We start from the raw sequence: 25,477 nt of genomic DNA on the forward strand, positions 1-25,477 counted from the left end.
CGTATGTTTGATGGCCGATTTGTTTAACAAGAGCCATGTAAGTTAAACGTTTGCTTTTTAAGTGAAAAAACAAACTGTTATTTATTGTCGTTAGGTGTCTTCCTGCATAGATAAAGCGTATTTTTATCAACAAACTTGAATTTATTTGTTGTTTTTGGATAAGAAAGGGGGATAATACCTACCCGTTTACACGGGGCTTTTATTAGGAGGTACAATGATTTACCGCCTCGCTCGATCTGCAATTTTTCAGCTGGATGCTGAAAAGGCACATGATCTGGCTATTCAGAACTTTTCTCGCTTTACTGGCACTCCTCTCGATCTATTCTATCGTCAACACGTTCCTGATCGTCCTGTTGAAGTCATGGGCATTACGTTCAAAAACCCGGTGGGTTTGGCGGCGGGCCTAGATAAAAACGGCGAATGTATCGACGCATTCGGTGCAATGGGTTTTGGTTTCGTTGAAGTTGGCACTGTGACACCACGTCCACAGTCTGGTAACGATAAGCCTCGTCTTTTCCGCCTTATTCCTGCTGAAGGTATCATCAACCGCTTTGGTTTTAATAACCTAGGTGTCGATAACCTGATCGAGAACGTGAAGAAGACCAAATACGATGGTGTTATCGGTATTAATATCGGTAAAAACAAAGACACGCCAATCGAAAAGGGTGCGGAAGATTACCTGATCTGTATGGAGAAGGTGTATCAATATGCGGGCTACATTGCTGTGAATATTTCTTCACCAAACACACCAGGACTACGCACACTGCAATACGGTGAGATGCTGGATGAGTTGCTGGCGCAGTTGAAAGAAAAACAACAGGCGTTGGCAGAGCAGCACGGTAAATATGTCCCGCTTGCACTGAAGATCGCTCCTGATCTTGAAGATCATGAGATCAAGCAAATTGCAGAGTCATTGATCAACAATAAGATCGATGGCGTTATTGCAACAAACACGACGCTCGATCGCTCATTGGTCGAAGGCATGAAGCATTGTGATGAAATGGGGGGGTTAAGTGGCCGTCCGTTACAGAATCGCAGCACTGAAGTCATTCGTCTGTTGGCGAAAGAGCTAGACGGTGCACTGCCTATCATTGGGGTCGGTGGCATTGATTCTGCTGTGTCTGCCCGTGAAAAAATGGCGGCAGGTGCCAGCTTAGTGCAGGTGTACTCTGGCTTTATCTACCACGGTCCAAAACTGGTGAAAGATATCGTCACACACCTTTAAACGGTGAGTGGAAGGGCATGACGGCGAATGATAAATGCGATGGCGTAAATCGTAGGCATTGTGGCTAGATTGATAAAAGCGTGACGATGTCACCTTTTTAACGTGTCTTTAGCGTGTCAAGACAGCCCTTCATGCGTTATCAGCGGTAAGTGACTGTTTAATGAAGTACCGATAGGATCCGTCCTCTCGGTACTTTTTTTGTCTGAATTATAGCCAGTCGCCACTTTTACTGTGTTTTTTGTCAATATTTCACTTGTTTTACAGTCTGTTTTGCTGTTTATTTCCTCTTTTTATTTAACCTGCAAAAAGTAAAATTCTCCTAAAGTTTTTTGTAAGGCGTTGGATAAACAAGAACACGAACGGATTTTGGAGCGTAACATGTTGAAACCGAATAATTCATGGATGTGGTATTACGACCAACACAATGATGCGCTAATGCTTGATCTGGGCGAAGAGATGATCTTCCGTGTCGCCATTCCAACGAAACACCTTGTCCCTTGTGCGTTCGCAAAAACCGTTTTTACGGTTGACGACGCGACAACCTACCAAACGTACATCGAGAGCTTACACCAGCTAGACCTTTCAGCCCCTCGTAAAGCGGAGTTGGCACTGAACGCCGTTGCTGCCAGTCGTTTTCATAAGCCGTTAATGCCAAAAAGCTGGTTCTTCCAGGAACAGAGTCGGGGTGTTGAGCCGAGTAACGGCGATGTCGTCACTCTGACCACGGAATTTGGTGAAGCGAATTACGTCGTTATTGAAAATAGTGGCTGTGCCAGTTTGTGTATGATGGCAGATGTCGCTCCTATTACGTTGACGGTATCGAAAGAAATGGCTTTTTGCGAAGTGATCAAAGTTATGAATAACCGCATGAAACCATTAGAGATTATTCAAGAAAGTGCACTGCATTACGCGCTTGTTGGCTAATTTTTCGTTGTTATAGCGTTCTTTATTGTATTACGCCTTCCTTTCACGCACCGCTTTGGTGTGCGCCTTGTTACCTTAGTTTCCCCCCTTTGATGCTCAATCACTTCCCACTGTTTTCCGCTTCGCTTAATACTCTTCCACCTGTTGCTTATTCGATCCATCGAATATCGTCGCTAGCCAATACCTCTAAGTGTTGACACCTCGCGTTCAGATACAATACAGGCACGCAGATCGAAGTAGGGTAGGCCAGCCCACCGTTTGCGCGCCTTATTTTGCTTACAGGTCCGCTGCGTACGTTTTTGCTCTGTGCATTGCACACTCTCCGTTTGTTCATCGTTTGCTTGTTCCATACTTTGCTTATCCTGTTTCGCTTAAATGCGGAGACCATGCTGGGCGGAAAAATCGTCCGCCGCAATGGGCTTGATAGTGGCATGATCGGTGATAGGAAAAGGAATGCCGAAGGCTAAGCGATAAAGCCATCATTAAGGCGCTGTATAGCGATTTGTACGGTTTTTTGATGATGAGCGTTAAATTTACTGTTCATTGTACACGGCGCGACTGAGTGCGATATGGCTGCTTTTTTGTCGATGATTGAAATCATCGGCGAAGAAAGGCTTTATTTCTGTTTATAAATCATGCAAGCAAAGTGATACGTCTCGAATTTTTTTATCTTTTTTGCCTTTATTTTCTGCCCCTTTTTCGTCAAATAAGACAAAAAAACCGCAATAATTCACTTATTGAAATGGCAGATCAGGTTAAGATCTTCCTCTATTTCCGCTTTGATGTAATTAAGTTACAGCCACTGTGAGGTTGCCATTCTGTCCGCTCAGGCAATACTTTCCATTTGGGAAATTATCAGGATTGCATCTTCATTCATCGTGGTGGCCGAGTGGAGAACCAAAGGCAGTGTAGAGCATTAGGTGGGCATAAATTGAGCATAATCTTGTTGGTTGCTGGTTTTCCTGTTTAGTTTTCGGTATGGCATTCAGTGTCTAAGTTGTTGGCTGTAAAGAGATTTGGCGTGATTATGCTCTTGTGTGAACAATAGCGACGAGGCGATTGGTGATATTTGTGAACAATCTGGAAAGGGGTTGCTCGCTCTCATTGTGCATGTGTGTAAACGCAATTTATGTATTTAAGCGTCGATGCGGCGCCAGGTTGTGGGTATCGGACAGCAATTGAAGGGAGGGATGAAAGATGGCCTCGCTTGAAGCGAGGGACAGATTGTCGTTTTTTTAACTAAATGAGCCTTTAACGCCGCTTTAGCACAAGGTATTTGAGCGCTTTTCAGTTATAATTCACGGCAACATAAGAGCGAAAAGAACGTCATGAATCAATATCTAGCTATTACCTCTCGAGGTCTTGAAAACCTTCTTGCAGAAGAATTGGAGCAACTGGGCGCCCAGAACATTCAGGTTGTGAGTGCCGGTGTTCGTTTTAAAGCCGAACAAGCAACAGCTTACCGTTGCTGTCTTTGGACGCGCATTTCATCCCGTATCATCCAAGTCCTGAGTGAATTTAATGTCCGTGATGACATGGACCTGTACTTGGGTGCCGCTGCGATTAACTGGCCAAGCTACTTTGGTAGCGACACGCGTATCATCGTTGACTTCAACGGTACCAACCGTGAAATCCGCAACAGCCAGTACGGTGCGATGAAAGTGAAAGATGCCATTGTGGATAAATTCACAAAGGCGGATCTTCGTCGTCCAAACATCGACCGTGAGCGTCCAGATCTGCGTATTCATATGCGTCTATCTGGCGAGAAAGGTGTACTTGGTCTGGATATGGCTGGTAGTGGCTTGCACCAGCGTGGTTACCGTAGTGAGGCAGGTAAAGCCCCGTTGCGTGAAACCCATGCTGCAGCGTTGGTCATGAAATCGGGTTGGACGGAAGATAAACCGCTACTCGATCCAATGTGTGGTTCAGGTACGCTGTTGATTGAAGCGGCGATGATGGCAGCACAAATTGCACCGGGTCTGAAGCGCAAGAAGTGGGGCTTTGAATCCATCAAAGACTTCGACAAAGAAGGTTGGTTAGAAATTCACGCAGAAGCGACCGTAAAAGCGCGTCGCGGTGTGAGTAATGTAACAACGAAGTTCTTTGGTCGTGAGATGGACCGTCGTGTGTTGACGATTGCGCGTGATAACGCGGGTCGTGCGGGTGTGAAAGATCTGATTGATTTTGAATACGGTGATGCAACACAACTGATTTGCCCTGAAGGCTTCTCGCATGGCGTGGTACTTTGTAACCCTCCATACGGTGAGCGCCTGGGTACAACGCCAGAGCTTATTTCACTTTACGGTGATTTCGGTAACCGTTTGAAGTTGGCCTTTGCGGGCTCGACGGCGTCTATTTTCTCCTCGTCGAATGAATTGCTAAGCTGCTTGCGTATGCGTGCAGACAAGCAGTTTAAGCTGCGTAACGGTGCGCTTGACTGTGTGTTGAAGACATACTGGATCACGGCGGGCGGTGTAAAGCATGTTGAAGGTGAAAAAGAGGGTGTGGTTGAAGAAACACAAGTTGCGCCTGATTTTGCGAACCGCCTGAAGAAGAACATCACCAAGTTGGACAAGTGGGCGAAGAAAGAAGGTATCAGCTGTTACCGTATCTACGATGCCGATTTGCCTGACTACAATGCGGCGATTGATAAATACAACGACTTCTTGATTATTCAAGAATACGCGGCACCGAAATCGATCCCGGAAGAAACCGCACGTCGCCGTGTGATGGATATCTTGCGTGCCACGATTCAGGTGACAGGCGTTGATAACAGCAAAGTTATCCTGAAAGTGCGTGAGCGCCAGAAAGGTAAGAGCCAATACCAGAAACTATCCAGTGCTGAGCGTCACATGATTGTGAACGAGTACGGTGTTGACTTGAAAGTGAACCTGTATGACTACCTGGATACGGGTCTGTTCTTGGATCACCGTATTACACGCCGTAAACTGGGCGTAATGGCACAAGGCAAAGATTTCCTTAACCTGTTTGCTTATACCGGTTCAGCAACCTGTCATGCCGCTTGCGGTGGCGCGAAGTCGACCACCACGGTTGATATGTCCAACACGTACCTGCGTTGGGCACAAGAGAATATGGAGCTAAACGGACAGGTTGGCAGTCAGCACCAGTTTGTACAAGCAGACTGTTTGCAGTGGCTGCAAGAAGTCGATGACACGTTTGACTTGATCTTCATCGACCCACCGACGTTCTCTAACTCTAAACGTATGACTCAGAGCTTTGACGTTCAACGTGATCACATCATGTTAATGGAAAACCTCAAGCGTATGCTGCGTCCGAATGGACAAATTGTGTTCTCGAACAATAAGCGCCATTTCAAAATGGACATCGAGAAACTGAATGAACTTGGCCTGAAGGCTAACAATATTTCTGATACAACGTTGCCAATGGATTTCGGCCGCAATAAGCAGATTCATAACTGCTGGATCATCACCCACAAGGAAGACTAAGTGCTAATCACACTTTATAGCACTGAGGGATGTCATCTTTGCGAGCAGGCTTTTAGCCTGCTCGTTCAAGCCGGCGTAGAAGAGCGCGTTCAAGTGGTAGATATTGCCTTTGATGATGCGCTCTTTTTGCGTTACGGCACCACCATTCCGGTGCTTTCACTGCATCCCACAGACTCAAATTCATCTAATACCGAACTCGGCTGGCCTTTTGAGGCTGACGTTTTGGCAACATGGTTAAAAAACAATGGCTTTAATTAATATTAGTAATGCGCAACTTGCGTACGGTGATCACGCTTTGCTTGATAAAGCGGAATTCGTTCTTCAACCCAACGAACGTGTGTGTTTGGTGGGACGTAACGGTGCGGGTAAATCCACGTTCATGAAAGTGGTTACCGGCGACGTTGTACTGGATGACGGTAGTATTCAGCGTCAAACGGAGCTGAAAATTTCGCGCCTAGAGCAAGATCCACCGCGTAATGCTGAAGGTAACGTATTTGATTATGTTGCAGAAGGCTTGGCGGAAGTGGGTCAGGTACTGAAAGAGTATCACCACCTGTTAGATTTGATTGCGGTTGATCCGAGCGAATCAAACCTTAATAAGCTGATGAAAGCACAAGAAAAAATTGACCACGCGAATGCTTGGCAGTTTGATAATCAAATTGCGACCGTACTAGAAAGTTTGCACCTTGACCCGCACACATTGCTGAGCGACCTTTCTGGTGGCTGGCAGCGTAAAGCGGCACTGGCACGTGCATTGGTTTGCAGCCCTGACATCTTGCTGCTTGATGAGCCAACGAACCACTTGGATGTGGCAACCATTGAATGGTTGGAAGGCTTCCTGAAGAACTTCCGTGGTTCAATCATCTTTATCTCTCACGACCGTGCATTTATCCGTTCAATGGCGACCCGTATTCTGGATCTAGACCGCGGTAAGCTGGTTTCTTTCCCGGGTGACTATGAGCTGTATCTTGAAAGCAAAGAAGAGATGCTGCGTGTAGAAGCGGAACAAAACGCCGAGTTTGATAAGAAGCTGGCACAAGAAGAAGTGTGGATCCGTCAAGGTGTGAAAGCGCGTCGTACTCGTAATGAAGGCCGTGTTCGCGCCCTGAAAGCATTACGTGCTGAGCGCAGTGAGCGTCGCGAAGTGGTCGGCAAAGCTGACATGAAACTTCAGGATGCGAACCGCTCAGGTAAGATTGTCTTTGAAGCAGAGAATATCTCTTACAGCTATGGTGATGCAACCATCATCAATGATTTCAGCTTTACGGTTATGCGTGGTGATCGCATCGCCCTTATCGGGCCAAATGGTTGTGGTAAGAGTACATTGCTGAAAGTGATGCTGGAGCAATTGACCCCAACGTCGGGTAAATTCCATTGCGGTACGAAGATCGATGCGGCTTACTTTGACCAGTACCGTGAAATTCTAGACCCAGAAAAAACCGTTATCGATAACCTGGCTGACGGCAAGCAAGAAGTGACCATCAATGGCGTAACGCGTCATGCACTGGGCTATTTGCAAGATTTCTTGTTCCACCCACGCCGTGCACGTACGCCTGTTAAAGCCTTGTCTGGTGGCGAAAAGAACCGTCTATTGCTAGCCAAGCTGTTCCTTAAGCCTAATAACCTGCTTATTCTCGATGAACCAACGAACGATCTCGATATCGAAACATTGGAACTTTTAGAAGAAATACTTGCCAACTATCAGGGCACGTTGCTTTTGGTGAGTCACGATCGTCAGTTTGTTGACAATACTGTGATGACAAGCTGGATTTTTGAAGGCAATGGGGTTATCGAAGAATACGTAGGCGGTTATCATGATGCTCAAGCGCAGCGTGCTAACTCGCTAACAAATATTGCAAAAAAACAGGCTGCTGAATTTGAGCAGGCTAAGAAGAAACAAGAAAATAACAAGCCGCGAGAGACAACCCAATCTACGCCTAAGAAGAAGCTATCTTATTCGCTTCAAAAAGAGCTAGAGGGTCTACCGCTTAAAATTGAAGAATTGGAAAACGAAATTGCTCAATTGCAGGAGCAAATTAACGATCCTGTGTTCTTCCAAGACGTAAAAAATGATACTCAAGCTACGCTGAATCGCTTAGCGGAAGTGGAGGCTGAATTTGAAACAGCATTTGAGCGTTGGGAAGAACTTGAGGCAATGCAAAAGGAATCTTAATGCAACAGAAGACGTTAAAGTTATCTACACTGGCGATCTTGATCGCCGGTGCTACTGGAGCGAATGCGGCGGTTTATCGAATAGTTGAAGTTGAAGACAATACAGATATTTCAACATTACCGTATTACCCTAACCAAAATGTAGATCAATCCCAAATACCTCAAAAGTTAGAGTTTCACGCTAAAGGTATTTCTGCGTCATATGTAAAGGACCCAGCAAAGCCAGATGATCCGGATAGTGATAACTGCTTTGCTTCAGTCGAAAGATGTAATGTTGATAATTACGTTGTTAGTGGTGAAGCACGTTTAGGATCAGAAGGTGTGCCATACCGCGATGTGGTTCCCTACATCAGTGATAACTACCAAGAAATCAATGATGAAGATCGTCTTTACAGCTACTGTTCTCGCAACCTTGGTCCTAATACCTGTGATAACTGGGCGCTGACCCAGTTTTACGGCAAAGGCTACAACACGAATGCTGTTGAAGATCGTACCGGTTTGGGTGGATTAGTGCGTGAGCAGGAAGCGTGGGATAAAAACTACTACGCGAATGCGACAGCACTGTTAGGCAATAGCAGTTTTTCTGCAATCGAAACCTTTGCTAGTAATGAGGCGGGCTATGATTCAGCCGTTGTTCCGACGCTAGGTAGTATTGTTACGCACTCATCAACGAACACTGTTGTTAACAGTGTTGGCAGTAATTTTGCTGTCGGCATTGCTAGTGGTGCTTACTTTGAAAAAGATGGCCGCTTTGCGAGACAGTTTAACAAACGTGGCTTTGTTAACTATGGCGATCCTGCATCACCAAGTGAGAAAGTAAGGCTGGACCCGTTTCAGGCTAACCCATTGGTTAAAAATGCAGGTCAGTCATTAGCGTTTGAGGCCGTTGAATACCCAGCAGGTAAATTACTGGTTGTTGGTAGTGCATCTTTTGCACCAAGTGATTTCGACGATGTTGACAGAAAAGTGCCTAATGATAACCGTGATGGCGATCCTCTTTTCAATGATGATGCATTTAGGAAGTGCCCAACGTATTTTGCGGATGCAGCGAACGTTGATTTAGCCGGCTTCTATGGCTCGAAAGAGTGTCAGTTGTCTGTATTTGCTAACGATGCCGTCTTTTGGACAGTTGATGGTTCATCGCAGTCGGTAGAAGCCAACTTGCTAGCGAAGCGTGAAGCATCAGATGGCGAATATAAGACGCTTGATCCAGATAATGATGATCGTTCTTTCCAAGCGGGCGCTACGTCAGTGTCTCTTGTGGGTGGTAAGCCCGTTGTGGCGGGTTTCACTACCGATTCCGTCGATCACGAATCTATCGATAAAGCGTTTGGTGGTATTTACGCTATCCGTGCCGCTGTTTGGGAACTAACTAAGCCCGATTCCACAGATGTAACGGCGGAGTCTTGGACGCGTAAAATCATTCCTGGCTTAGCAATTGAAGATGGTGACGGTGATCGTCGTTTGACGTACAGCCTTGCGACGGATGTGAATGAGAACAACAAGGTTATTGGTGTGGCGAAAAATGCCAACTCTGATAACCGTTCTTACTCTGAACGTATGTTTGTCTATGACAATGCAGCGAAACCAACAGCGCCTACGTTCCTAGACAGTAGCATTTCATCCTTGTTCTTTAGTGGTGCGAATGGTTACCCAGCAGCAATCAACAACCACGATCAGATCGTGGGCAAGTTGGATGCAGAAACGGTCAACCAGGTTGATGGTCGTTTCCGTCGTCAGCGTGCGTTTACGTATGTGATGGGTGATATCAGTACAGATTTTCCTGACGCTGATAAAGAGAAGATGGCACTGAAGCAGGGCAATGTGTACTTCTTGGATGATCTCGTCAATGACGGTAATGCGTCTGGTACGGCTAACCAATACCGTATCTTTGAAGCGACTGATATCAATGACGCAGGTGTTATTTCGGCAACCGCGTTTAAGTGTGCTGGTGGCTACGATAACCTGAGCAGTACATCATTCTGTCAAGGTGGTGCCGCTGATTCAGAGCGTACCGTTGCGGTGAAATTGATTCCGATTGCAGCCAGCGAAAACCCAACCGTTGATGTACGTCCATCGGCAGATAGCACCGTTGAACGCAGTGGCGGTTCTTTGGGTGTATTTGCACTGACAGTACTCGGTTGGTTAGGGTTCCGTCGCAGAAAGTAAATTTTTGTCAAAATTGCTCGTTTTATATTCAGGCTCACATTTTGTGGGCCTGAATTGTTTCTGGGGTTGATCTCATTGGCTATTTGACCAATTCTTAATAGTGGAGTCACCAAAGCTCCATCATTATGCAATAGTAATGAATGCAACATGTAAATTGAATAAGGATGAGGATCGTACTATGAAGAGACAAAAGCGGGATCGTTTGGAACGCGCACAATCTCAAGGCTATAAAGCTGGTATCAATGGTCGTTCCAGTGAAGAATGTCCGCATCAAGCAACGGACGCCCGTACTAACTGGCTAGGTGGCTGGCGAGAAGCAAGACAAGATCTGCAATCTGGCCTGTTTAAATAATAAACCTCCCTTCATATCACCCTTATTGAGCCCCTATTAGGAACAGGGGCTCATTCATATCCCGCGTTACCGTATTCACCTCGTCAATGCATAACAACATCTCACTTATTCGTTATCATTGTCATTGATCATCAGGGCTTACGGGACCACACAGGCGGCAGAGTGGGAGAGTCTCGTTTCGGTTTGACCGATGATTAGGTGGTTTAGGTGGTTTAGGTGACATTGTCACGTTGAGTAACGTGACGACAGGCATTAAAAAAGGTCGCCTAAGCGACCTTTTGATGTTTTGCATTCATGCTGTATGCATTAGAACGAAGACGTATCTTTAAACAGACCGACTTTCAAATCTTTCGCGACGTAGATCTCTTTACCATCAACCAGTACGCGGCCATCAGCAACACCCATGATGAGTTTACGGTTGATCACACGCTTAAGCTGAATTTCGTACGTCACTTTCTTCGCATCCGGTAGAATTTGGCCGGTAAATTTCACTTCACCCACGCCCAGTGCACGGCCTTTACCTTCGCCGCCAGCCCAACCTAGGAAGAAGCCAACAAGCTGCCACATGGCATCAAGACCAAGACAACCCGGCATCACAGGGTCACCTTTAAAGTGGCAATCGAAGAACCATAGATCAGGTTTAATATCCAATTCTGCAACGATGAAACCTTTGCCGTGATCACCGCCTTCGTCGGTGATAGTGGCGATACGGTCAATCATCAGCATGTTATCAGAAGGCAAAGAAGGAAATGCAGGGCCGTAAAGTTCGCCTTTACCACACGCAACGAGTTCATTGTAAGTATAAGATTGCTGGCGTTTCATCAACTGTAAAGCTCCTTGAATAGTATGGGAGCAATTTAGCTTACACGTGTACGCCAAACAACTCGGATCAGTGCTGGACAAACCAGTTACGGATACGGCCTAACCAACTGCTTTCATTGTCATGAATACCATGATGGAACGCATCAATACGCAACGCAATGCGTGCGAGCAAGGTATTGTCATCTTCTTCATCTTCATTACGGAAGACTTTCCCCGTTAGCAGCGGTATGGCTTCATCTACGCTTTCAACGGCCCACAGGTGGAATTGACCCGCTTTAATGGCTTCCAGCACTTCGTCATTCAAGCACAGGTGGGTCAAGTTGGTTTTCGGTAAGATAACCCCTTGCTCGCCTGTCAGGCCTCGGTAAGTACAGATCTTGTAGAAGCCTTCAATTTTCTCATTCAAGCCACCGACGGCCTGTACTCGGCCAAATTGGTCAACGGCACCGGTCACGGCGATTTGTTGATTAATCGGTTGAATGGCCAAAGCCGACACGAGAGAGCACAGTTCAGCCAGTGAGGCACTGTCGCCATCAATTTCACTGTAGGATTGCTCAAACACGATAGAGGCAGAGAACGGCAGGGCTTGATCTAAATCTAACGCGGTACTGAGGAAGGCTTGCATGATCATCATGCCTTTGGCGTGGATATTACCGCCCAGCTCCGCTTTGCGTTCCACGTCAGAGATGTCACCATCACCAAAGTGCACCACACAAGAGATGCGGGCTGGCTCACCATACGCACGAGGGTGTCCAGGCACTTCAACAACGGTTAAGCCGTTAACCTGACCCACTTCTTCGCCTTGGCAGTCAATCAGCACTTGGCCATGGTGAATGTCTTCAATGGCGCGCTCAGGCAGGTAAGATTCGCGGTACTCACGGGCATCAATCGAATCTTTCAGGTGTGTGGCAGTAATGGCTTGGCCTTGAGATTCAATGGCTGCTTCACACAATAAGCTTTGGTGCCAGATAGGACACAACGGAACGCGTGTTTGGTCTTCAGCATGGCGGGCACCGGTTTTTAGGAGTACGCGCAGTGCTTCATCATCAGCAAGATCAGGCAGGCCGGCTTTATTGATAATGGATTTAAGGTAAGCGAGGTACAGGGGTAAGTTGTCTTCATCAATGAGCAAGTCTTGCTCAAACTCACTGTACATCGTGAAGCCTGATGAGATATCCGGTTCTGCGTTGTCCAGCTCGCCCATTAAGTAGCGATCGCCAATCAACACCAGTTTGATATTAAGTTGTTCTGCTGGGGGTAACGGGTATAGCGTTTTGTGGGAGATAGGCTGCCATTCCAGCGAGCCATTCATCAACACACTCTTTAGACGGGGCCATAAGCTAGGGTTAGCTAAGATAGACCCCACAGAGAGCATGAGATAGCCATTGTGTGCTTGATGCACTAAACCGTGCTTCACTTGTGGCTTCGTGATGTGCTTATCTTCAATGGGAGGATAAACCGCACCAAACAGACTTTGTTCGGTCACGTTCTCACCGGCAACGATAATGGGCTTTACATTATCACGTTGAGCATGCTCAGTGATAAGCTCACTGATGTAATCGCGGTACACTTTGTTATCAGGCGCAATAATACGCAATACGCGAGGTTGAAGTTCGACAGCGGTAAACCGGCGTACTGCATCCGTAAGGCGATCTTGTAATGTTCCGGTAACAGCTGGGGAGAGATCGTCATACTGCTCCAAGATAGCTTGGTATTCAGTGTAGTCTGGAGTCATTGTACGCCAGGTTTCTTCATGCATGGGCTTGTGCTTTATGTCGTTAGTGTGAAAAAGACAGCAGTATAAAGGATTCAATAGCTGCATAATAGCTAAGCGTAATGTTATTTCGGTGATTTGCAGTGAGAGTGAGAACGACTTAAAAACAATCGCTTAAATATTAAAAGGGAATTGAGCTTTATGGGGGCTACAGTTACACTGTCACCATTAAGTGTAGACTTATCGAGAATCTCAGACGACTATGAAATATCAACAGCTTGAAAACTTGGAAGCCGGTTGGAAATGGCATTATTTGGTGAAAAAGTGGAAAGAAGGGTGTGCCATTACCTGCCACATCGATACCAGTGAAGCCGAAGCGGCCGTGAATGGCTTACTGGCGCTTGAGTATGAGCCAACGCGCGTCCTTCAATGGATAGACAAGCATATGTCGCCTGAGTTGGATAACAAGCTCAAACAAGCCATTCGTGCAAAACGAAAGCGCCACTTCAATGCTGAGCAGGTGCATACACGTAAAAAATCAATTGATCTTGATTATCGCGTTTGGGAGAGATTGGCTGAAAAATCCAAAGAACTCGATTGCACCTTGTCAGATACCATTGAATACTTATTGAGTGAGTCCAGTAAAACGGAGCGAGCAAGCCGTAAGGTACTGGATATTAAAAACGATCTCCATGAGTTGCTTGATTTCGACCTGGAGTAATCATTAAGCCCACGTTGTCTGATGGCCCTGTCACTTTGGGCTGTATAGGCCAAAGGAGTGCATTATGTGGTATGTGGCTTTACTGGCGGTTGCCGTGTTCGTGCTGGTGTTTATCGACCGACCTGCCATGATGTTGAAGTTTGAAGAGGGCAAACTGGTTCAGCAAAAAGGGAATATCCCACGTGGTTTCCTGATTGGCTGTAAAGATATCGCACAGAAACAGCCGTTCTCTGGCAAGATTAAAGTGTATAAAACACGCTTTACGACCAAGCTGGTTTTCTCGAAAACGGTGCCGGGCAAAGTGAAACAGCGTATCCATAACGTCTTTCCTCATAATGGGGGCTCCCGTAAGCGGGGGAAACGCGCTTAACGGGCAATAAGCCTTATACTTTTTCTCTTACATTTTGATGGCTTATCGCTTAAAAGGCTTCTTCGGAAGCCTTTGTTGTTTCTGGCGCGGCTCATCATTCCTACGACCCTTTTCTTTATTCATTCAATTAACGTGTCTTCGGTGTGTCTTTGATTGACGAAGAGACTGACGCCGAGTACACAGGAGAGCTTCTACGCGATGAGTCTGTTAATACCGCATGCCTTTCGTCTCACCCAAGGGCAAGACCTTAAAATGGCTATTCAGGCCTATGTACAGCAGCATCACTTGCAAGCCGGTTCTTTACTGAGCGGTATAGGCTGTTTATCACACGCAGAGATCCGTTTAGCGAATGCAAACCATGTGCGTAGTTTGCCTGGGCCTCTGGAAATTGTGAGCTTAGTGGGAACCTTAACACCTGAACATGTGCATCTTCATATTGTGGTGGCGGATGCGCAGGGAAAGGTATGCGGCGGGCATCTGATGGAAGGGAGTATGGTCTCTCATACCGCAGAGGTTTGTCTTGCGGCTTATGAGAACCTGTCTTTCTGTAGAGCGTTCGATCCTCAAACGGGATATACCGAGCTGGTGGTTACACCACGATAAAGCGGTAAAGCGAATTGATGATCACGTGAATGTAATGATGAGTATGCCCGCCATAATACGTAGAGACGCAAGCGTATGGCGGACAGTTAATAGGTAAAATGCCTGAAGAATGGATAAATGACAACGTTAGCGTATTAGCGTATAGGTGAAGACGATGGCGCAGGTACGCTTGCGACGGCTTGTAATAAGGATTGTTGACTTGTCATATAGGCTTTTACTTTATCTTGCAGGACGACTAATGCGGCTTCTGCTGCAAGACGTTTTTGTTTTTCATCTTCAAGTTGTTTGCCGAGGTCGACCGCTAAATAACCGCCTTTGATTAACGCTTTGGTGGTTACGTTACTCTCTGTTAGCGATTTTAATTCTTCGATCATGTAATAATGTTGTTCAATGTCTCTTATTGTAATGGCCATACTGTACTACTAAAAAGGTGATGGTAAAAAGCATCATGCTTAAACGAGGAAAGATGGCATTATCTCGCCATTTTTAGTTTTGTCAATAAGTTAGATTGCATCGTGTTGAGATGGGTAATCGGCGAATATGCAAAAATGCTATCACTTGTTATATTCTACGCGTTAGCGAATAACGGCATATTATGCAAAATGTGATCATCCATCCCTTGTTGAGAGCCTGCTATTATCATGCATGCGTGAGTTTATTGCGGAGACGGGAAGATTTTTTCTAAACAGAGTTGCAGCTTATTTAAGGACAGCGGCTTGATCAGATAATCTGTCGGATTATGCGCAATCACTTTCTTTACCGTATCCATTTCACTGTCGCTGGTCACTATCACGATAGGAAGGTCAGAGTAGATCTCTCGAATATTCATTAACACATCGATACCGTCTAATGGCTGACTCAGATTCAGATCGAGAAATATGACGTCGGCCTCATGCTTCGTTAACAGTTGATACCCTTGTTGCGCATTCGGCGCGTAGAACACTTGTGACGACGTCACGCACTTACGTAATAACTGCGCAAGGATTGTCGCCATCATCTTATTATCTTCAATGATAATACATCGCTTCATTGGGTCACTTTCCTTGTATGAACCTTTACCTGTTAACCAAACTTTGTCCGCTATGTCAAAGCGGCAATCGTTGATAAAGGTATCATAATTTAGCGCGATCAATTTAAAATGACAAACCTCACAATAATCACTATTCCGATCCAGGCACTTACGTTGAATACGTTTTTAGCTTGCTGCGCGCCACCCAATACCCTAATGGCAATAACAGGAAAAACCACAACGAGGACGGTTCATGAATGATCGTCTGCATGATTTCATCTGCAGAGAGAGAGTCGGGCTTAATGGGCGCATTCACTAATATGACGGAAGAGGGATCTTGCGCTGTCATCGCCTGGAAAATATCGTCAGTCTCAATATGCTCAAACGAATGAGGGGGGGCGGCATTTCCCGATGCTTCGCCATCTTGTACATTATCTTGTAAAAGGCTTTGTTCATGGCTTTCAACATGATTTGACGTGGCGACATTGCCTTCATTATCTGAGTCAGCGGCATTGAGTGAATCTGGAACCGGAGAGCCTGTGTATTGTTCTGACGATGCAGATACGCTTTCTGAACCCTCATTGTCACCTGTCTCATCGTTTTGTTCACTCTCGCTTGAGACATCACTTGAAGCAGAGGGGGCATTCCCTGCAGACGATGATGAAGGCGCTGTTACTTGGTCTCCTGCAGCGCTTTGACTGCTTTGTTTATTGATTGATGGACGGAAGCTTTGCCCTGATGACAGCGAAGATTGCGGTGCGTTGTTGGCTAACACCATCTGTGGTACTGAGGATGCATTTTTGCGTAAGGTCCTCATCTTCTCGAAGAGCAAAGGAGGGAAGTCATAAGCATAAGAAGCCAAGGCAACTTTAGCCGTTGCCGCGAGTGTTGGTATGTGTTGTTCGGGTAGAGAGAGTAGATTGTCTTGATATGTTGGGTTAAAAATAAGCGCATCTTTATGCTCAGGAATGATCCCCATATCAATATATAAATCTTTTGATGCTTCAAAAGCTTCCCGTTGCATCGAGATAAAAGAGGGGCGATCTCCTGTATTTCCCGTTGTGCTTTCATGCTTCCCATGGGATAGCGAGGGCAACTCTGGCGTATAGAGCGGCACGACGCCGTCTTGGACCAATAGCGGAAAGAGGAGGAATAAAAGGGCGATAAGTCTTTTTCTGCTCGTTTTCATCTTATAGTGCCACTCCTTTTCGGAGAGAAGATCTCACGCGATAGTGATCATATGCCGCTGGTGGATATTAACCGATGCGCATACCTTTAAGATAGAGCACGCAGGACAAATTGCTAATAAAAATAGCAGCTTGGATGGAATAACATCAAAAGAGGCTGGTGGATGGCAAAGTGAGAGAAAACGCATTAACTCAATGAATTTAAATGATATTATACAAGAAACAAGTGACCTTACCGCTGCACAAGGGCTGTTATCACATCACACGTCTAATGCACTATAATTTTAGTGTTGTCTTTCTATTAAACAATATTCACTGCCATAAAAAGAAAGCATCTCAGTAGAAAATGCACGTTCACATCGTCTAATTATGTTGCTGATTTAATTAAAAATCGCCATACTCCAGCCAATTTTACCTCGCTCAAAATAGGGGCTTTCCCCCCCTCGTGACTGAGCGGCATATTGGAACAATAGAGAACAACATGAATCCCATCGTTATCAGCATCTCATTACTCTTTTGCAGTAATATCTTCATGACATTTGCTTGGTATGCGCATTTAAAAGAGCTAAATAATAAACCCTGGATCATTGCAGCCTTAGTGAGTTGGGGGATAGCGCTGTTTGAGTATATGCTGCAAGTGCCGGCAAATCGCATTGGCTATAGCGTGTTTAATGTTGGCCAACTCAAGATCATGCAAGAAGTGATCACGCTGATGGTGTTTGTCCCGTTCTCGGTTTTTTATCTCAAAGAACCATTGAAACTGGACTACTTGTGGGCAGGATTGTGTTTGGTAGGGGCTGTTTATTTTGCTTTTCGCAGCAAATTTGCCTGAGTAGAAAGGGTATACCACGGTATTTCGTTGCTCTTCATGTGACGGCGTCACGTGAAAAGATGATGAAATACCGTGGCTTATAAACGATATCGTTATATAAATAAACTAATATAAACAAGGCCTTATCGTAATGATGAAGGTGCCACCAGTTCAGCTTTTCCAATCATGTGCTGATGGATAAGGAATCCACCATAGGCTGGCATTGGATTCGCAGGTAGATCCAGCTTTTCCACATCTAAGGCGTAAACGGTAATGGTGTAATTATGTGGTTTTGCATCTGCCGGCGGACAAGCACCACCAAAACCTTTAAACCCAAAATCATTGATGATTTGGCTGGCACCTTCCGGTAAAAATTCATTACTGACATTGCCTGCATGGGCCGATAAAGACGTTACTTTTACTGGAATGTTAAGCACCATCCAATGCCACCAACCACTACCAGTAGGCGCATCTGGGTCATACATCGTCACCGCAAAACTCTTCGTGCCCTTAGGCGGATTTGACCAACTTAACTCAGGCGATTCATTTTTGCCTGTGCATCCCCATTGATTAAATACTTGTGCTTTGGTTAATGTTTTACCATTTTCAACCGTCGCGCTAGATAGGGTCATCTCATCGGTTTGACTCAAAGCCAACGCGCTGGCAGAAGATAAAGATGTACTCCCCAGTATGGCTAAAGCTAAAAGTAGCGTTTTTTGACGGGTCATTTTTCTTGTACCTCTTTCATCTATAATTGCATGGGTAAGCGTAGGCGGGGGGAATCACTTGTGCAACTCATCGAGCGGTAACATAAGGTATATTATTACTACCGCCCAGTTACGCTGTAACAGAATGTTTGGTTTATATATTTAAAATCAATGTATTAGCGTGTTTACCGATGAATCATTAATGGCATATTGTTTGATAGCGAGAAGGGTGTTTTGAACGGAAAGTGTATGTCAGAGGTGACTGATACGTCACAGGGTAACGTAGCGTGGTTCGTTTGAGTTACACCGTCACTCTGGTTTTTAAGGCGGATGATAATACTGGCCCCGGCCATTGCAATAAACATGACAACAACCACGACATGACCAGTATCACCATGCAATTCTAATAACGGTTTATAGGGTGCCTTTTTATAAAACGCCTTTTGCTTTCGCGTCTTTCAGCCACAATGGAAACTCATTGAGTAGGCGGGCATATAACTCATCATCCTTGACCGTCGCAAAATCATCGATCGCAAAGAAATCTGCGTTATCACAAACGCGCCCACCCATGTCATCCAACTTCTCTAAGACGCCATATCCATGGCCACCTAATCCTACACATTGCCAGAAAATAGGCTTGTCCGATGCATCTCGAACAATCTTTTCAATTTTACTATTCTCGTAAACGCCGCCGTCGGTAATAAAAATAACATAGGCGGGGACGGTTGAGTGTTGGTAGTGTTCAACTACGGCTTCCATAACAGGGGGCTCGTTGTTGCCAAAACCAAGGCCTTTTACAATTTCACTCAGAAACCATTTTTTACTAGCAATACGATCAATATAGCCATCAATATTACTGAGCGTTACATCGGAACACTTCTTAAATTTTGTGGCAAAAGCCCACAAATCCAACGCCATGTCATCGTCAAATTGCACGGCAAGTACTGCGATGCGATCCAGTACCGACTGCACATGGCCATCTTTAAATTGACCGGACATGCTGCCAGAGCAATCTAATACAAAACCAACGCGTGCTTTAATATTGGTGAGGTTGTTTTTCTCTAATGAAACGGTGGCCGATTTAGCTAAATTAACTAAGCGCGGAGCTTTTTCTGCGATGGTTTTTTCCAATGAGACAGCCGGTGTCGCTACAGTGTCACTTTCATTCGGTTCGCCTGCAACATCCACGCCGTAGTTAATCGCTAATGGACCTAACCCTCCATAGAACCCCATGCCGCTGGCTTTGAATTTCCACTTATCATTGTGCTTGTACACTTCACCTAAAATTAGTGCTTTTTCCGACATCGACTGATTGTTTGGTGAGAACGAAAACAGACCATTCACGCTGACCGACACGCTGGCCACATCGCTAAATGCGTGCGTTGAATGGATCGCAATCGTGATGGGAACGGCGATCACGTCTGACGGAATTCGTGACACATCAAATGAAAAAGCAAAGCCACCCGTAATCGTTTTTAGTTGCACCGCATTCGCTTCAGACGCTGGCTGGTTGTAAAAAATGAAGTCGTCATCTGATCGCACTTTTTTATTGGCACCCAATAGATAGGCAGAGACATCAATCTCATTAAGCGGGACTGTGCCCGCATTAATCATCACGTTGACATCAAATTGGTGTCGATCAATCACCAGGTTTTGCCCCGATTGTAATTGGCTCATCGTTTTCCCTGTTGGTTATGGATACAGCGGTAAGGTGAAATTGCGCATTAAATCACTCAATGACGGACGGCGTGTTGAATCCATGAATGAGAGATTAGCGGAGAAGAAGTAATGATTTAAGAACGTTTGGCGAATGATGTAAATCAGACGGATAGGGAACTGGCATTCACCCGCCAGAATAACCCCACGGATTACAACAATACGCATCGGATTGTGTGGTCGAATGCAAATTCAGACGCATGTGTAGAACCGTTCGTATAACGCCGATAACCAAACACCGGATTAGGCCAGAGTTGAGCAATTAACAAACAAATCAATGAGGGAGATGTCGGATTAACGCTAACAATGGGGTATCTGATAACACACACGCCTAATAAGTAGGCTAGGCGTGTGGGTAATGCACGCACACGCACTAATTGTGACGCCGTAACAACACCAATCAGTGAGATATACATATATCAGTGTGCTTGAAATTGAAATTAACGGGCTCATTGATACTGTTATCCATTCATTTATAAAGAGATCAACGTAAGCGTCACCCACTCAAAACTGGCTTGTTTTTCCAATAAAAAATACGCTTTGTGTGTTGGCACCAGGTGCTTACGTTTACGTCAGAATACGGTTAATCAAATTTCTTTATCGTCACCATCTCTGATACAATTCGTCGGTTGTTATTATAGGAGTCTTAGATGAAATTACTGTATTGGCTGGATGATTGGCTAAGCCATTCACGTTCACAGCAACAAGCTGAACTACCCATGTCCGGGGGAGACTTACTGGGCGATGTGTATGTTAAGTATCAATTTGTTGATGTGGACAAACCATTACTGTTCACTTTTTCTCCTGCCGGTACCGACATCAAGGAGCACGATCTGCATGAAGATTTTGCCCCTTGGGGGTACCGTTTAGCGCAAAAGCAAGATGTGAATATCATTTCATTTCAGCACTTGGGGAAAAGTAACTGGTTTCGCAACAGAAACTTGATCTTCTTTCTTGAGCAGCTCTCCACCTTGCTAACACCGTTCACTTATCGTTTGGGTTATGGCCTGAGTCGTGGTGGCTTTGCGATTGGTGCATTTGCAAACTTGTTGCAGCTTGATCAGGTGTTATTGTTCCATCCTGTTAGTACAAAAAATCAGGAAAAGGCGCCATGGGACACACGTTCCAGTACGGAGATCGCGCAGCAGTTTGACTGGACCGGTGATTACCATGATCTGGACTTAGGCAAAGCGAAGGGGTACATCATTTATGATCCAACCAATAATATCGATCGCTTGCACGCAAAACGCTATCCGGAATTAACGCACCTGAGAGTCTTCGGTATGGGCCATGGTACCCATGCGACGTATTTAAACAAGTTTGGTTTCTACAAGCAGGTAGCGATCGATTTTATCCGTCATCAAAAAATCGACATTGCTCAGTTCCGTCAGCAAACCAGAACGTTACGTTTCAAAGAAGATTATTACCGCTGCTTGAATAAGGCGAACGCCAATTCTGAACATCGCTTGGGCTTACTCAGCACGGCGCACAATATTCTTGCCGCTGAAAAAGAAGAACATGTGCAGGAGCACCAAGCGCAAATTGATGTGCAGCCTCTGATTGATATTGCACTTAAACACCAGGATGAACATCCTAAAGATGCGATTCAATTACTGGAAATGGCCCAACTGTTAGTGCCGGATGATCCATTGGTCGAACATAAGCTGAGACAGCTTTCGTAAAAACGGCCACGTCACAATTCATGCGTCACCCAAAAAGGTTGTCCTCCCATCTCTCTATTAACGTTGTAGAGTAGGGAAGTCAGCCTTTTTTAACACAGAGGAAACGACCCGTTTGCATGTTTCATGATGATGAAACATGCCGATGATAGTTCCCACTACCTACAACGTAAAACAGGCATTCCCGCCAGCGAGATCATCCCATTGCAGAAACTTGAGTACATTCTGCAGGATGGGAAAGCGTACAAGAAAGGCGTGATCCGCTGGTAGCCAATAAGGCCGCTAATGAATCAGCCATTCGTCACCAATCAATTCATCCAATTCTACAAACGTGAAATGGAAATCAATCAGGCCATTGCCTACGGTTATGGCTTGCTTGAGCGCCTAGATGAAGTCATTGCCCAGCTTGAGCCGGAGATAGGCCTGTTTGGTGTAGAGGTCACGTTAAACTATCCGCTTATTCGCCACGCTCTGACACGTTGTCTTTCCTACCTAGACCGTACTGGTACCGCGTTGACCGAACAAGACTTTGATGTGTTTGTGGGGTACTTGCTTACTGAGTTGCGAGATCTCGATACATTGATTGTTGATGAATTTGATTGTGATGTATGAAAATAAGATTCAAATCAAACAATTAAATGAGAGTATGTGCTTTTATTTGGTTAAATCAATTAAGCGGGAATGGTTTAACTGTGATTAAAGTTTCTAGAATACAAGCTGGCTATTATTCTGTATCTGACGGTCGAAAAATAAAAAAAAATGGTCGAGGCTGGTACGTGATTAGTGAATCAGGGTCTCATGATTTTGGGCCTGTAACAACTTTAAATGCTGCAAAGCAGTATGTCGAAACTGGTACATCTCCAATTGGGCAACATAATCTTAGTTCTAGTCATGGGAGACGACAGAGTAAAAAAGAGTTTAATGCATATCTAGCCGCTGAAGCAAAAAATGGTAATCCATTTCCAGCAATATTATGGATGATAGTTGTATTTACCCTATGTATGTTCTTTGTTGCTATTGATTACGATTTACTTTGATGGATTTTTGTGACCCCACTCACGAATTTTAATATTATTGAGAACTACACTATCAATAATAATAGCTGTTTAAAATCAGTGATTTACATTTGCCTTCTGCGCTGTAATCTTGAGTTGTCAAGATTAATCAGGAGGTATGTAATGAGCAAGAAATTAGACGTTGATATGATGCTTACTCAGGTGAAATTCTGGAGTCCAATTACAACTAACCCGCAGGTGCCATACAGATATATAAATGAATACCTTGAAATATTTAAATTGCTAAAGGATGACTCTGAAAATTATCATCGAATATTTGAATCTATCAGTGAAATGAAGGAAATGTTTGATAATGAGGCTCTTGATAGTGAATATAGGTCATTTAGAGCTAAGCAACTTAGAAAAGAAATGTATGCTCTGCTAGGAGAGATCTAAATCACATTTTCAACAACCCGCAAGCCTATAGGTTTCGCGGGCTTTTTTGTGTTTGCCTTAAAAYCGAATCACTTGCTTTTCTGTAGGGGACTTTTACGTAAACCAACAGAGAGCAAACAACATGGATGCAAAAACAAAGGGCTATGTGATCACAGGTGTGMTTGCATTAATGGTTGCCGGTGCCGTGGTATGGGCATCGAACAACGTTGATGCCGTCGAAGACGTGATCGGATAAGGGGAAGCATAATGGAATTATTGCAAACCCCGTTCACCACGAACAATGCCACCAATGCCAGTGGTTAGGCGGCGGTAAGTAGTGACAACAATGGTGTGATGGTTACCGGTGTGGATGCGTGAACATGAGAAGGTACTGACTCTTTTATTACTTAACTGTTACGGTGTCACGACATGGTGATTTCTACGAAAAAAATAGCCAAATACACACACCAAACCGCTGAAAAACCCAGCAATACACCACAGCCCGTTTCAAATAGGCAATCATGGACATGATTTGTGGAGACAATCACCGATGTGAACAAGAATAACACTGATACACCACGCGGCATTCGTAACAACAACCCGCTGAATATTGAATTTACCCCCGTAACAACTGGCATCAACCATATCTCTGTTTATCCCAATTTAAAGTGTCTGCCTGATTTCCCAGTTTAAAATGTCTCTTTTCAAGGTAGTTCATCCTGCCTCGATATTGGCTGTAGAGTAGGGAAGTCAGGTCTTTTTCCTGCTGGCTTTGAATTGTTCCGGGTGAACCAATACCGGATTCAATGCTTCAAGTTGTCGGATGGCTCGTTGTTGGGCGGTACGTTTCGGGGCTTTTTTGCTGCGGCCGCGTTTTTGTTGTTGCTCGAATTCTTGCTGTTTGGCTTGAGCAAATTTCAGGACTGCACCGAGTCGTTTGTTGTCGACTATCTGGCCTTGGTCAACGTCAGCCAGTTTATCGAATACTTTGAACGTGAGTTTTCGATGGCCGTACTGAATGGCGATGGTGCCATCTGGCCGATCCAATATCTTTACGACCTGATTAACTAATCGCTGGTTTTCCTCTGTTGGATCAATAAGATAAACAACTTTATCATATTGAAATGTCAGCGATTTAGACAGCTTACGCAGTTCTTGCCAGGCAAAAATATCATCAAGCTCATCAATGGATTCCCGAACTGAACGATGCATATCTTTTGGGTACTTAGCGGGTTTGGCAAAGCGCCGGTTGAAATCAGCGATGAAGTCGGGGAGCCTGGCATTGGCTTGCTCGATAGTATCGATACCTTGCAACCGCATTTCTTTCACTAAGCGATCCTGTAACGTTTTATTCGCCCGTTCGACACGGCCTTTGGCTTGTGAGCTGTTAGCGCAGATGAGTTCAATGTTCAGATCATGCAATACACGACCAAACTGAGTCAGTCGTTCGGTCTTTGCATCCCGTTTACTGACATGAAATACTGCGTGGCGATCACTGTAGAAGGCCGTCGGCTTGCCGTGTTGTTCAAGGTATTCACGGGTTGCGGCCATATAATCAAACGCGGACTCGGTTTCACTGAACCGTAAGTTCATCAGTTTACCTGTGGCATCATCAATGAAAACCAACAGACAACAGTGCGGGCTGCGGTCTTCGAACCAGTTATGATGGGAGCCGTCGATTTGGATCAGTTCACCCARACARTCACGCCGGTTGCGAGGTTGGTAGATCTTGGGTTTGCGTTTGGCATGGGGAACCCAGAGACCATCGGCAATCATCCATTGGCGTAATGTTTCCAACGAAACGTGGATGTCATGAAGCTCAACGAGTTTTTCATGTGCTAGCGTTGGGCCGAAGTCAGGATACTTTTCATTGAGCAGTTTCAGGCAGTGGTATCGAACATCATCACAGATTTTATTTGAAGATGGTTTACCTCGGCGTTGATGGACAAGACCAACTGCGCCAAGTTGACGAAACCGTGTAAGCAGTCGTTGAACTTGGCGAACACTGATTGATAGGATTCGTGCAGCATCAACACGTCGAATGCGTTTGGCGCACACATCACGAATAGCGCCAAGGCGAAGGATCTCTTTGTCATTCATGGTTACCAACATCGATTGTTTATCTCATATAGACCAGAACAGAGTCTGATCACCATAGGAAAAACAGGACATTTTCACTTTGCAGAAAAGAGACACTTTAGCTTTGGAGCTACAACCATGGTGCGCATAATCTATCTTATGTTAAATAAGGTATCTGATATTGATGATTATCATGGGTTTACTTAACGTTTGAGCCTTTGCCTACTTCCCTCGTCTATCGGTTGGCTTTCAAATGTTGTTTCATGAGAAAAGCATTTAACAGTATTGGCTATTTACCATAAAATAGGTAATTAACATCG

General features: G+C 45.1%; 25 protein-coding genes. 16 read left to right on the forward strand and 9 right to left on the reverse strand.

Annotated features, from left to right (window positions below; translation table 11 throughout):
• Window positions 1-214: 214 nt before the first annotated feature.
• The 7 genes from pyrD to rmf all read left to right on the forward strand — a co-directional run bounded on the left by pyrD (window position 215) and on the right by rmf (window position 10,309).
• Window positions 215-1,225, forward strand: coding sequence for a quinone-dependent dihydroorotate dehydrogenase (pyrD, locus tag L4C36_RS14485; RefSeq protein WP_428478513.1), 1,011 nt, complete (start codon window positions 215-217; stop codon window positions 1,223-1,225).
• Window positions 1,226-1,603: 378 nt separating this feature from the next.
• Complete coding sequence (locus L4C36_RS14490) at window positions 1,604-2,149, forward strand: cell division protein ZapC (RefSeq protein WP_428478514.1); 546 nt, start codon at window positions 1,604-1,606, stop codon at window positions 2,147-2,149.
• 1,328 nt (window positions 2,150-3,477) lie between these two features.
• Window positions 3,478-5,616: a bifunctional 23S rRNA (guanine(2069)-N(7))-methyltransferase RlmK/23S rRNA (guanine(2445)-N(2))-methyltransferase RlmL gene (gene rlmKL / locus L4C36_RS14495; protein WP_428478515.1), complete on the forward strand. Its 2,139-nt coding sequence runs from the start codon at window positions 3,478-3,480 to the stop codon at window positions 5,614-5,616.
• Complete coding sequence (locus L4C36_RS14500) at window positions 5,617-5,874, forward strand: glutaredoxin family protein (protein WP_428478516.1); 258 nt, start codon at window positions 5,617-5,619, stop codon at window positions 5,872-5,874.
• Window positions 5,861-7,789: an ABC transporter ATP-binding protein gene (locus tag L4C36_RS14505; protein ID WP_428478517.1), complete on the forward strand. Its 1,929-nt coding sequence runs from the start codon at window positions 5,861-5,863 to the stop codon at window positions 7,787-7,789. Before L4C36_RS14500 ends, L4C36_RS14505 begins: the two co-directional genes overlap by 14 nt.
• Entirely contained in the window at window positions 7,789-9,957 is a 2,169-nt protein-coding gene (locus L4C36_RS14510) for a DUF3466 family protein (protein ID WP_428478518.1), read from the forward strand. The genes L4C36_RS14505 and L4C36_RS14510 overlap by 1 nt, the downstream gene beginning before the upstream one ends.
• A gap of 178 nt (window positions 9,958-10,135) precedes the next feature.
• Window positions 10,136-10,309 (forward strand): ribosome modulation factor, encoded by a 174-nt coding sequence (gene rmf, locus L4C36_RS14515; protein WP_428478519.1) that lies wholly within the window; start codon window positions 10,136-10,138, stop codon window positions 10,307-10,309.
• 306 nt (window positions 10,310-10,615) lie between these two features.
• On the opposite strand, the gene fabA is transcribed toward rmf, so the two are convergent.
• Both fabA and L4C36_RS14525 read right to left on the reverse strand, forming a co-directional pair.
• On the reverse strand, window positions 10,616-11,131 hold the full coding sequence (fabA, locus tag L4C36_RS14520) for a bifunctional 3-hydroxydecanoyl-ACP dehydratase/trans-2-decenoyl-ACP isomerase (protein WP_428478520.1): 516 nt from the start codon (window positions 11,129-11,131) through the stop codon (window positions 10,616-10,618).
• Between the two features lie 67 nt (window positions 11,132-11,198).
• Window positions 11,199-12,890: an AAA family ATPase gene (locus L4C36_RS14525; protein WP_428478521.1), complete on the reverse strand. Its 1,692-nt coding sequence runs from the start codon at window positions 12,888-12,890 to the stop codon at window positions 11,199-11,201.
• A 217-nt stretch (window positions 12,891-13,107) separates the two neighbouring features.
• On the opposite strand from L4C36_RS14525, the gene matP reads away from it, so the two are divergent.
• The 3 genes from matP to L4C36_RS14540 all read left to right on the forward strand — a co-directional run bounded on the left by matP (window position 13,108) and on the right by L4C36_RS14540 (window position 14,539).
• Window positions 13,108-13,566 carry a macrodomain Ter protein MatP gene (gene matP, locus L4C36_RS14530; RefSeq protein WP_428478522.1) on the forward strand — a complete coding sequence of 153 codons (459 nt, stop codon included), beginning with the start codon at window positions 13,108-13,110 and terminating at the stop codon, window positions 13,564-13,566.
• A 64-nt stretch (window positions 13,567-13,630) separates the two neighbouring features.
• A complete protein-coding gene (locus L4C36_RS14535; protein ID WP_428478523.1) occupies window positions 13,631-13,936 on the forward strand; it encodes a DUF3634 family protein in 306 nt (101 codons plus the stop codon).
• A gap of 198 nt (window positions 13,937-14,134) precedes the next feature.
• The gene (locus L4C36_RS14540) at window positions 14,135-14,539 is read left to right on the forward strand and encodes a PPC domain-containing DNA-binding protein (protein WP_428478524.1); all 405 of its coding nucleotides are present in this window, start codon (window positions 14,135-14,137) and stop codon (window positions 14,537-14,539) included.
• A gap of 134 nt (window positions 14,540-14,673) precedes the next feature.
• Here the strand turns inward: L4C36_RS14540 and L4C36_RS14545 are convergent, their stop codons facing one another.
• The 3 genes from L4C36_RS14545 to L4C36_RS14555 all read right to left on the reverse strand — a co-directional run bounded on the left by L4C36_RS14545 (window position 14,674) and on the right by L4C36_RS14555 (window position 16,737).
• Window positions 14,674-14,952 carry a hypothetical protein gene (locus tag L4C36_RS14545; protein WP_428478525.1) on the reverse strand — a complete coding sequence of 93 codons (279 nt, stop codon included), beginning with the start codon at window positions 14,950-14,952 and terminating at the stop codon, window positions 14,674-14,676.
• Between the two features lie 242 nt (window positions 14,953-15,194).
• Window positions 15,195-15,569, reverse strand: coding sequence for a response regulator (locus tag L4C36_RS14550; RefSeq protein ID WP_428478526.1), 375 nt, complete (start codon window positions 15,567-15,569; stop codon window positions 15,195-15,197).
• A gap of 148 nt (window positions 15,570-15,717) precedes the next feature.
• Window positions 15,718-16,737: a hypothetical protein gene (locus L4C36_RS14555; RefSeq protein ID WP_428478527.1), complete on the reverse strand. Its 1,020-nt coding sequence runs from the start codon at window positions 16,735-16,737 to the stop codon at window positions 15,718-15,720.
• Between the two features lie 479 nt (window positions 16,738-17,216).
• On the opposite strand from L4C36_RS14555, the gene L4C36_RS14560 reads away from it, so the two are divergent.
• Complete coding sequence (locus L4C36_RS14560; RefSeq protein ID WP_428478528.1) at window positions 17,217-17,567, forward strand: DMT family protein; 351 nt, start codon at window positions 17,217-17,219, stop codon at window positions 17,565-17,567.
• 122 nt (window positions 17,568-17,689) lie between these two features.
• Here L4C36_RS14560 and L4C36_RS14565 read toward each other — a convergent pair whose 3' ends face one another.
• From L4C36_RS14565 to L4C36_RS14575, 3 genes are all read right to left on the reverse strand, one after another.
• Window positions 17,690-18,178: a YbhB/YbcL family Raf kinase inhibitor-like protein gene (locus L4C36_RS14565; protein WP_428478536.1), complete on the reverse strand. Its 489-nt coding sequence runs from the start codon at window positions 18,176-18,178 to the stop codon at window positions 17,690-17,692.
• Window positions 18,179-18,682: 504 nt separating this feature from the next.
• Entirely contained in the window at window positions 18,683-19,930 is a 1,248-nt protein-coding gene (locus L4C36_RS14570; RefSeq protein WP_428478529.1) for a vWA domain-containing protein, read from the reverse strand.
• Window positions 19,931-19,945: 15 nt separating this feature from the next.
• The gene (locus tag L4C36_RS14575) at window positions 19,946-20,137 is read right to left on the reverse strand and encodes a hypothetical protein (RefSeq protein ID WP_428478530.1); all 192 of its coding nucleotides are present in this window, start codon (window positions 20,135-20,137) and stop codon (window positions 19,946-19,948) included.
• Window positions 20,138-20,619: 482 nt separating this feature from the next.
• Here L4C36_RS14575 and L4C36_RS14580 point away from each other — a divergent pair, with 482 nt between their 5' ends.
• From L4C36_RS14580 to L4C36_RS14600, 5 genes are all read left to right on the forward strand, one after another.
• Window positions 20,620-21,651 carry a cytosolic protein gene (locus tag L4C36_RS14580; protein ID WP_428478531.1) on the forward strand — a complete coding sequence of 344 codons (1,032 nt, stop codon included), beginning with the start codon at window positions 20,620-20,622 and terminating at the stop codon, window positions 21,649-21,651.
• Between the two features lie 123 nt (window positions 21,652-21,774).
• Entirely contained in the window at window positions 21,775-21,918 is a 144-nt protein-coding gene (locus tag L4C36_RS14585; RefSeq protein WP_428478532.1) for a hypothetical protein, read from the forward strand.
• A gap of 15 nt (window positions 21,919-21,933) precedes the next feature.
• Complete coding sequence (locus L4C36_RS14590; protein ID WP_428478533.1) at window positions 21,934-22,260, forward strand: hypothetical protein; 327 nt, start codon at window positions 21,934-21,936, stop codon at window positions 22,258-22,260.
• 80 nt (window positions 22,261-22,340) lie between these two features.
• The gene (locus tag L4C36_RS14595; RefSeq protein WP_428478534.1) at window positions 22,341-22,685 is read left to right on the forward strand and encodes a hypothetical protein; all 345 of its coding nucleotides are present in this window, start codon (window positions 22,341-22,343) and stop codon (window positions 22,683-22,685) included.
• Between the two features lie 141 nt (window positions 22,686-22,826).
• A complete protein-coding gene (locus tag L4C36_RS14600; protein WP_428478535.1) occupies window positions 22,827-23,099 on the forward strand; it encodes a hypothetical protein in 273 nt (90 codons plus the stop codon).
• Between the two features lie 729 nt (window positions 23,100-23,828).
• Here L4C36_RS14600 and L4C36_RS14605 read toward each other — a convergent pair.
• Entirely contained in the window at window positions 23,829-25,178 is a 1,350-nt protein-coding gene (locus tag L4C36_RS14605) for an ISNCY family transposase (protein ID WP_428478537.1), read from the reverse strand.
• Between the last annotated feature and the right edge of the window lie 299 nt (window positions 25,179-25,477).

Origin of the sequence: Photobacterium japonica, from assembly GCF_050337005.1 — a bacterium.
Classification (GTDB): Bacteria; Pseudomonadota; Gammaproteobacteria; order Enterobacterales; family Vibrionaceae; genus Photobacterium; species Photobacterium japonica.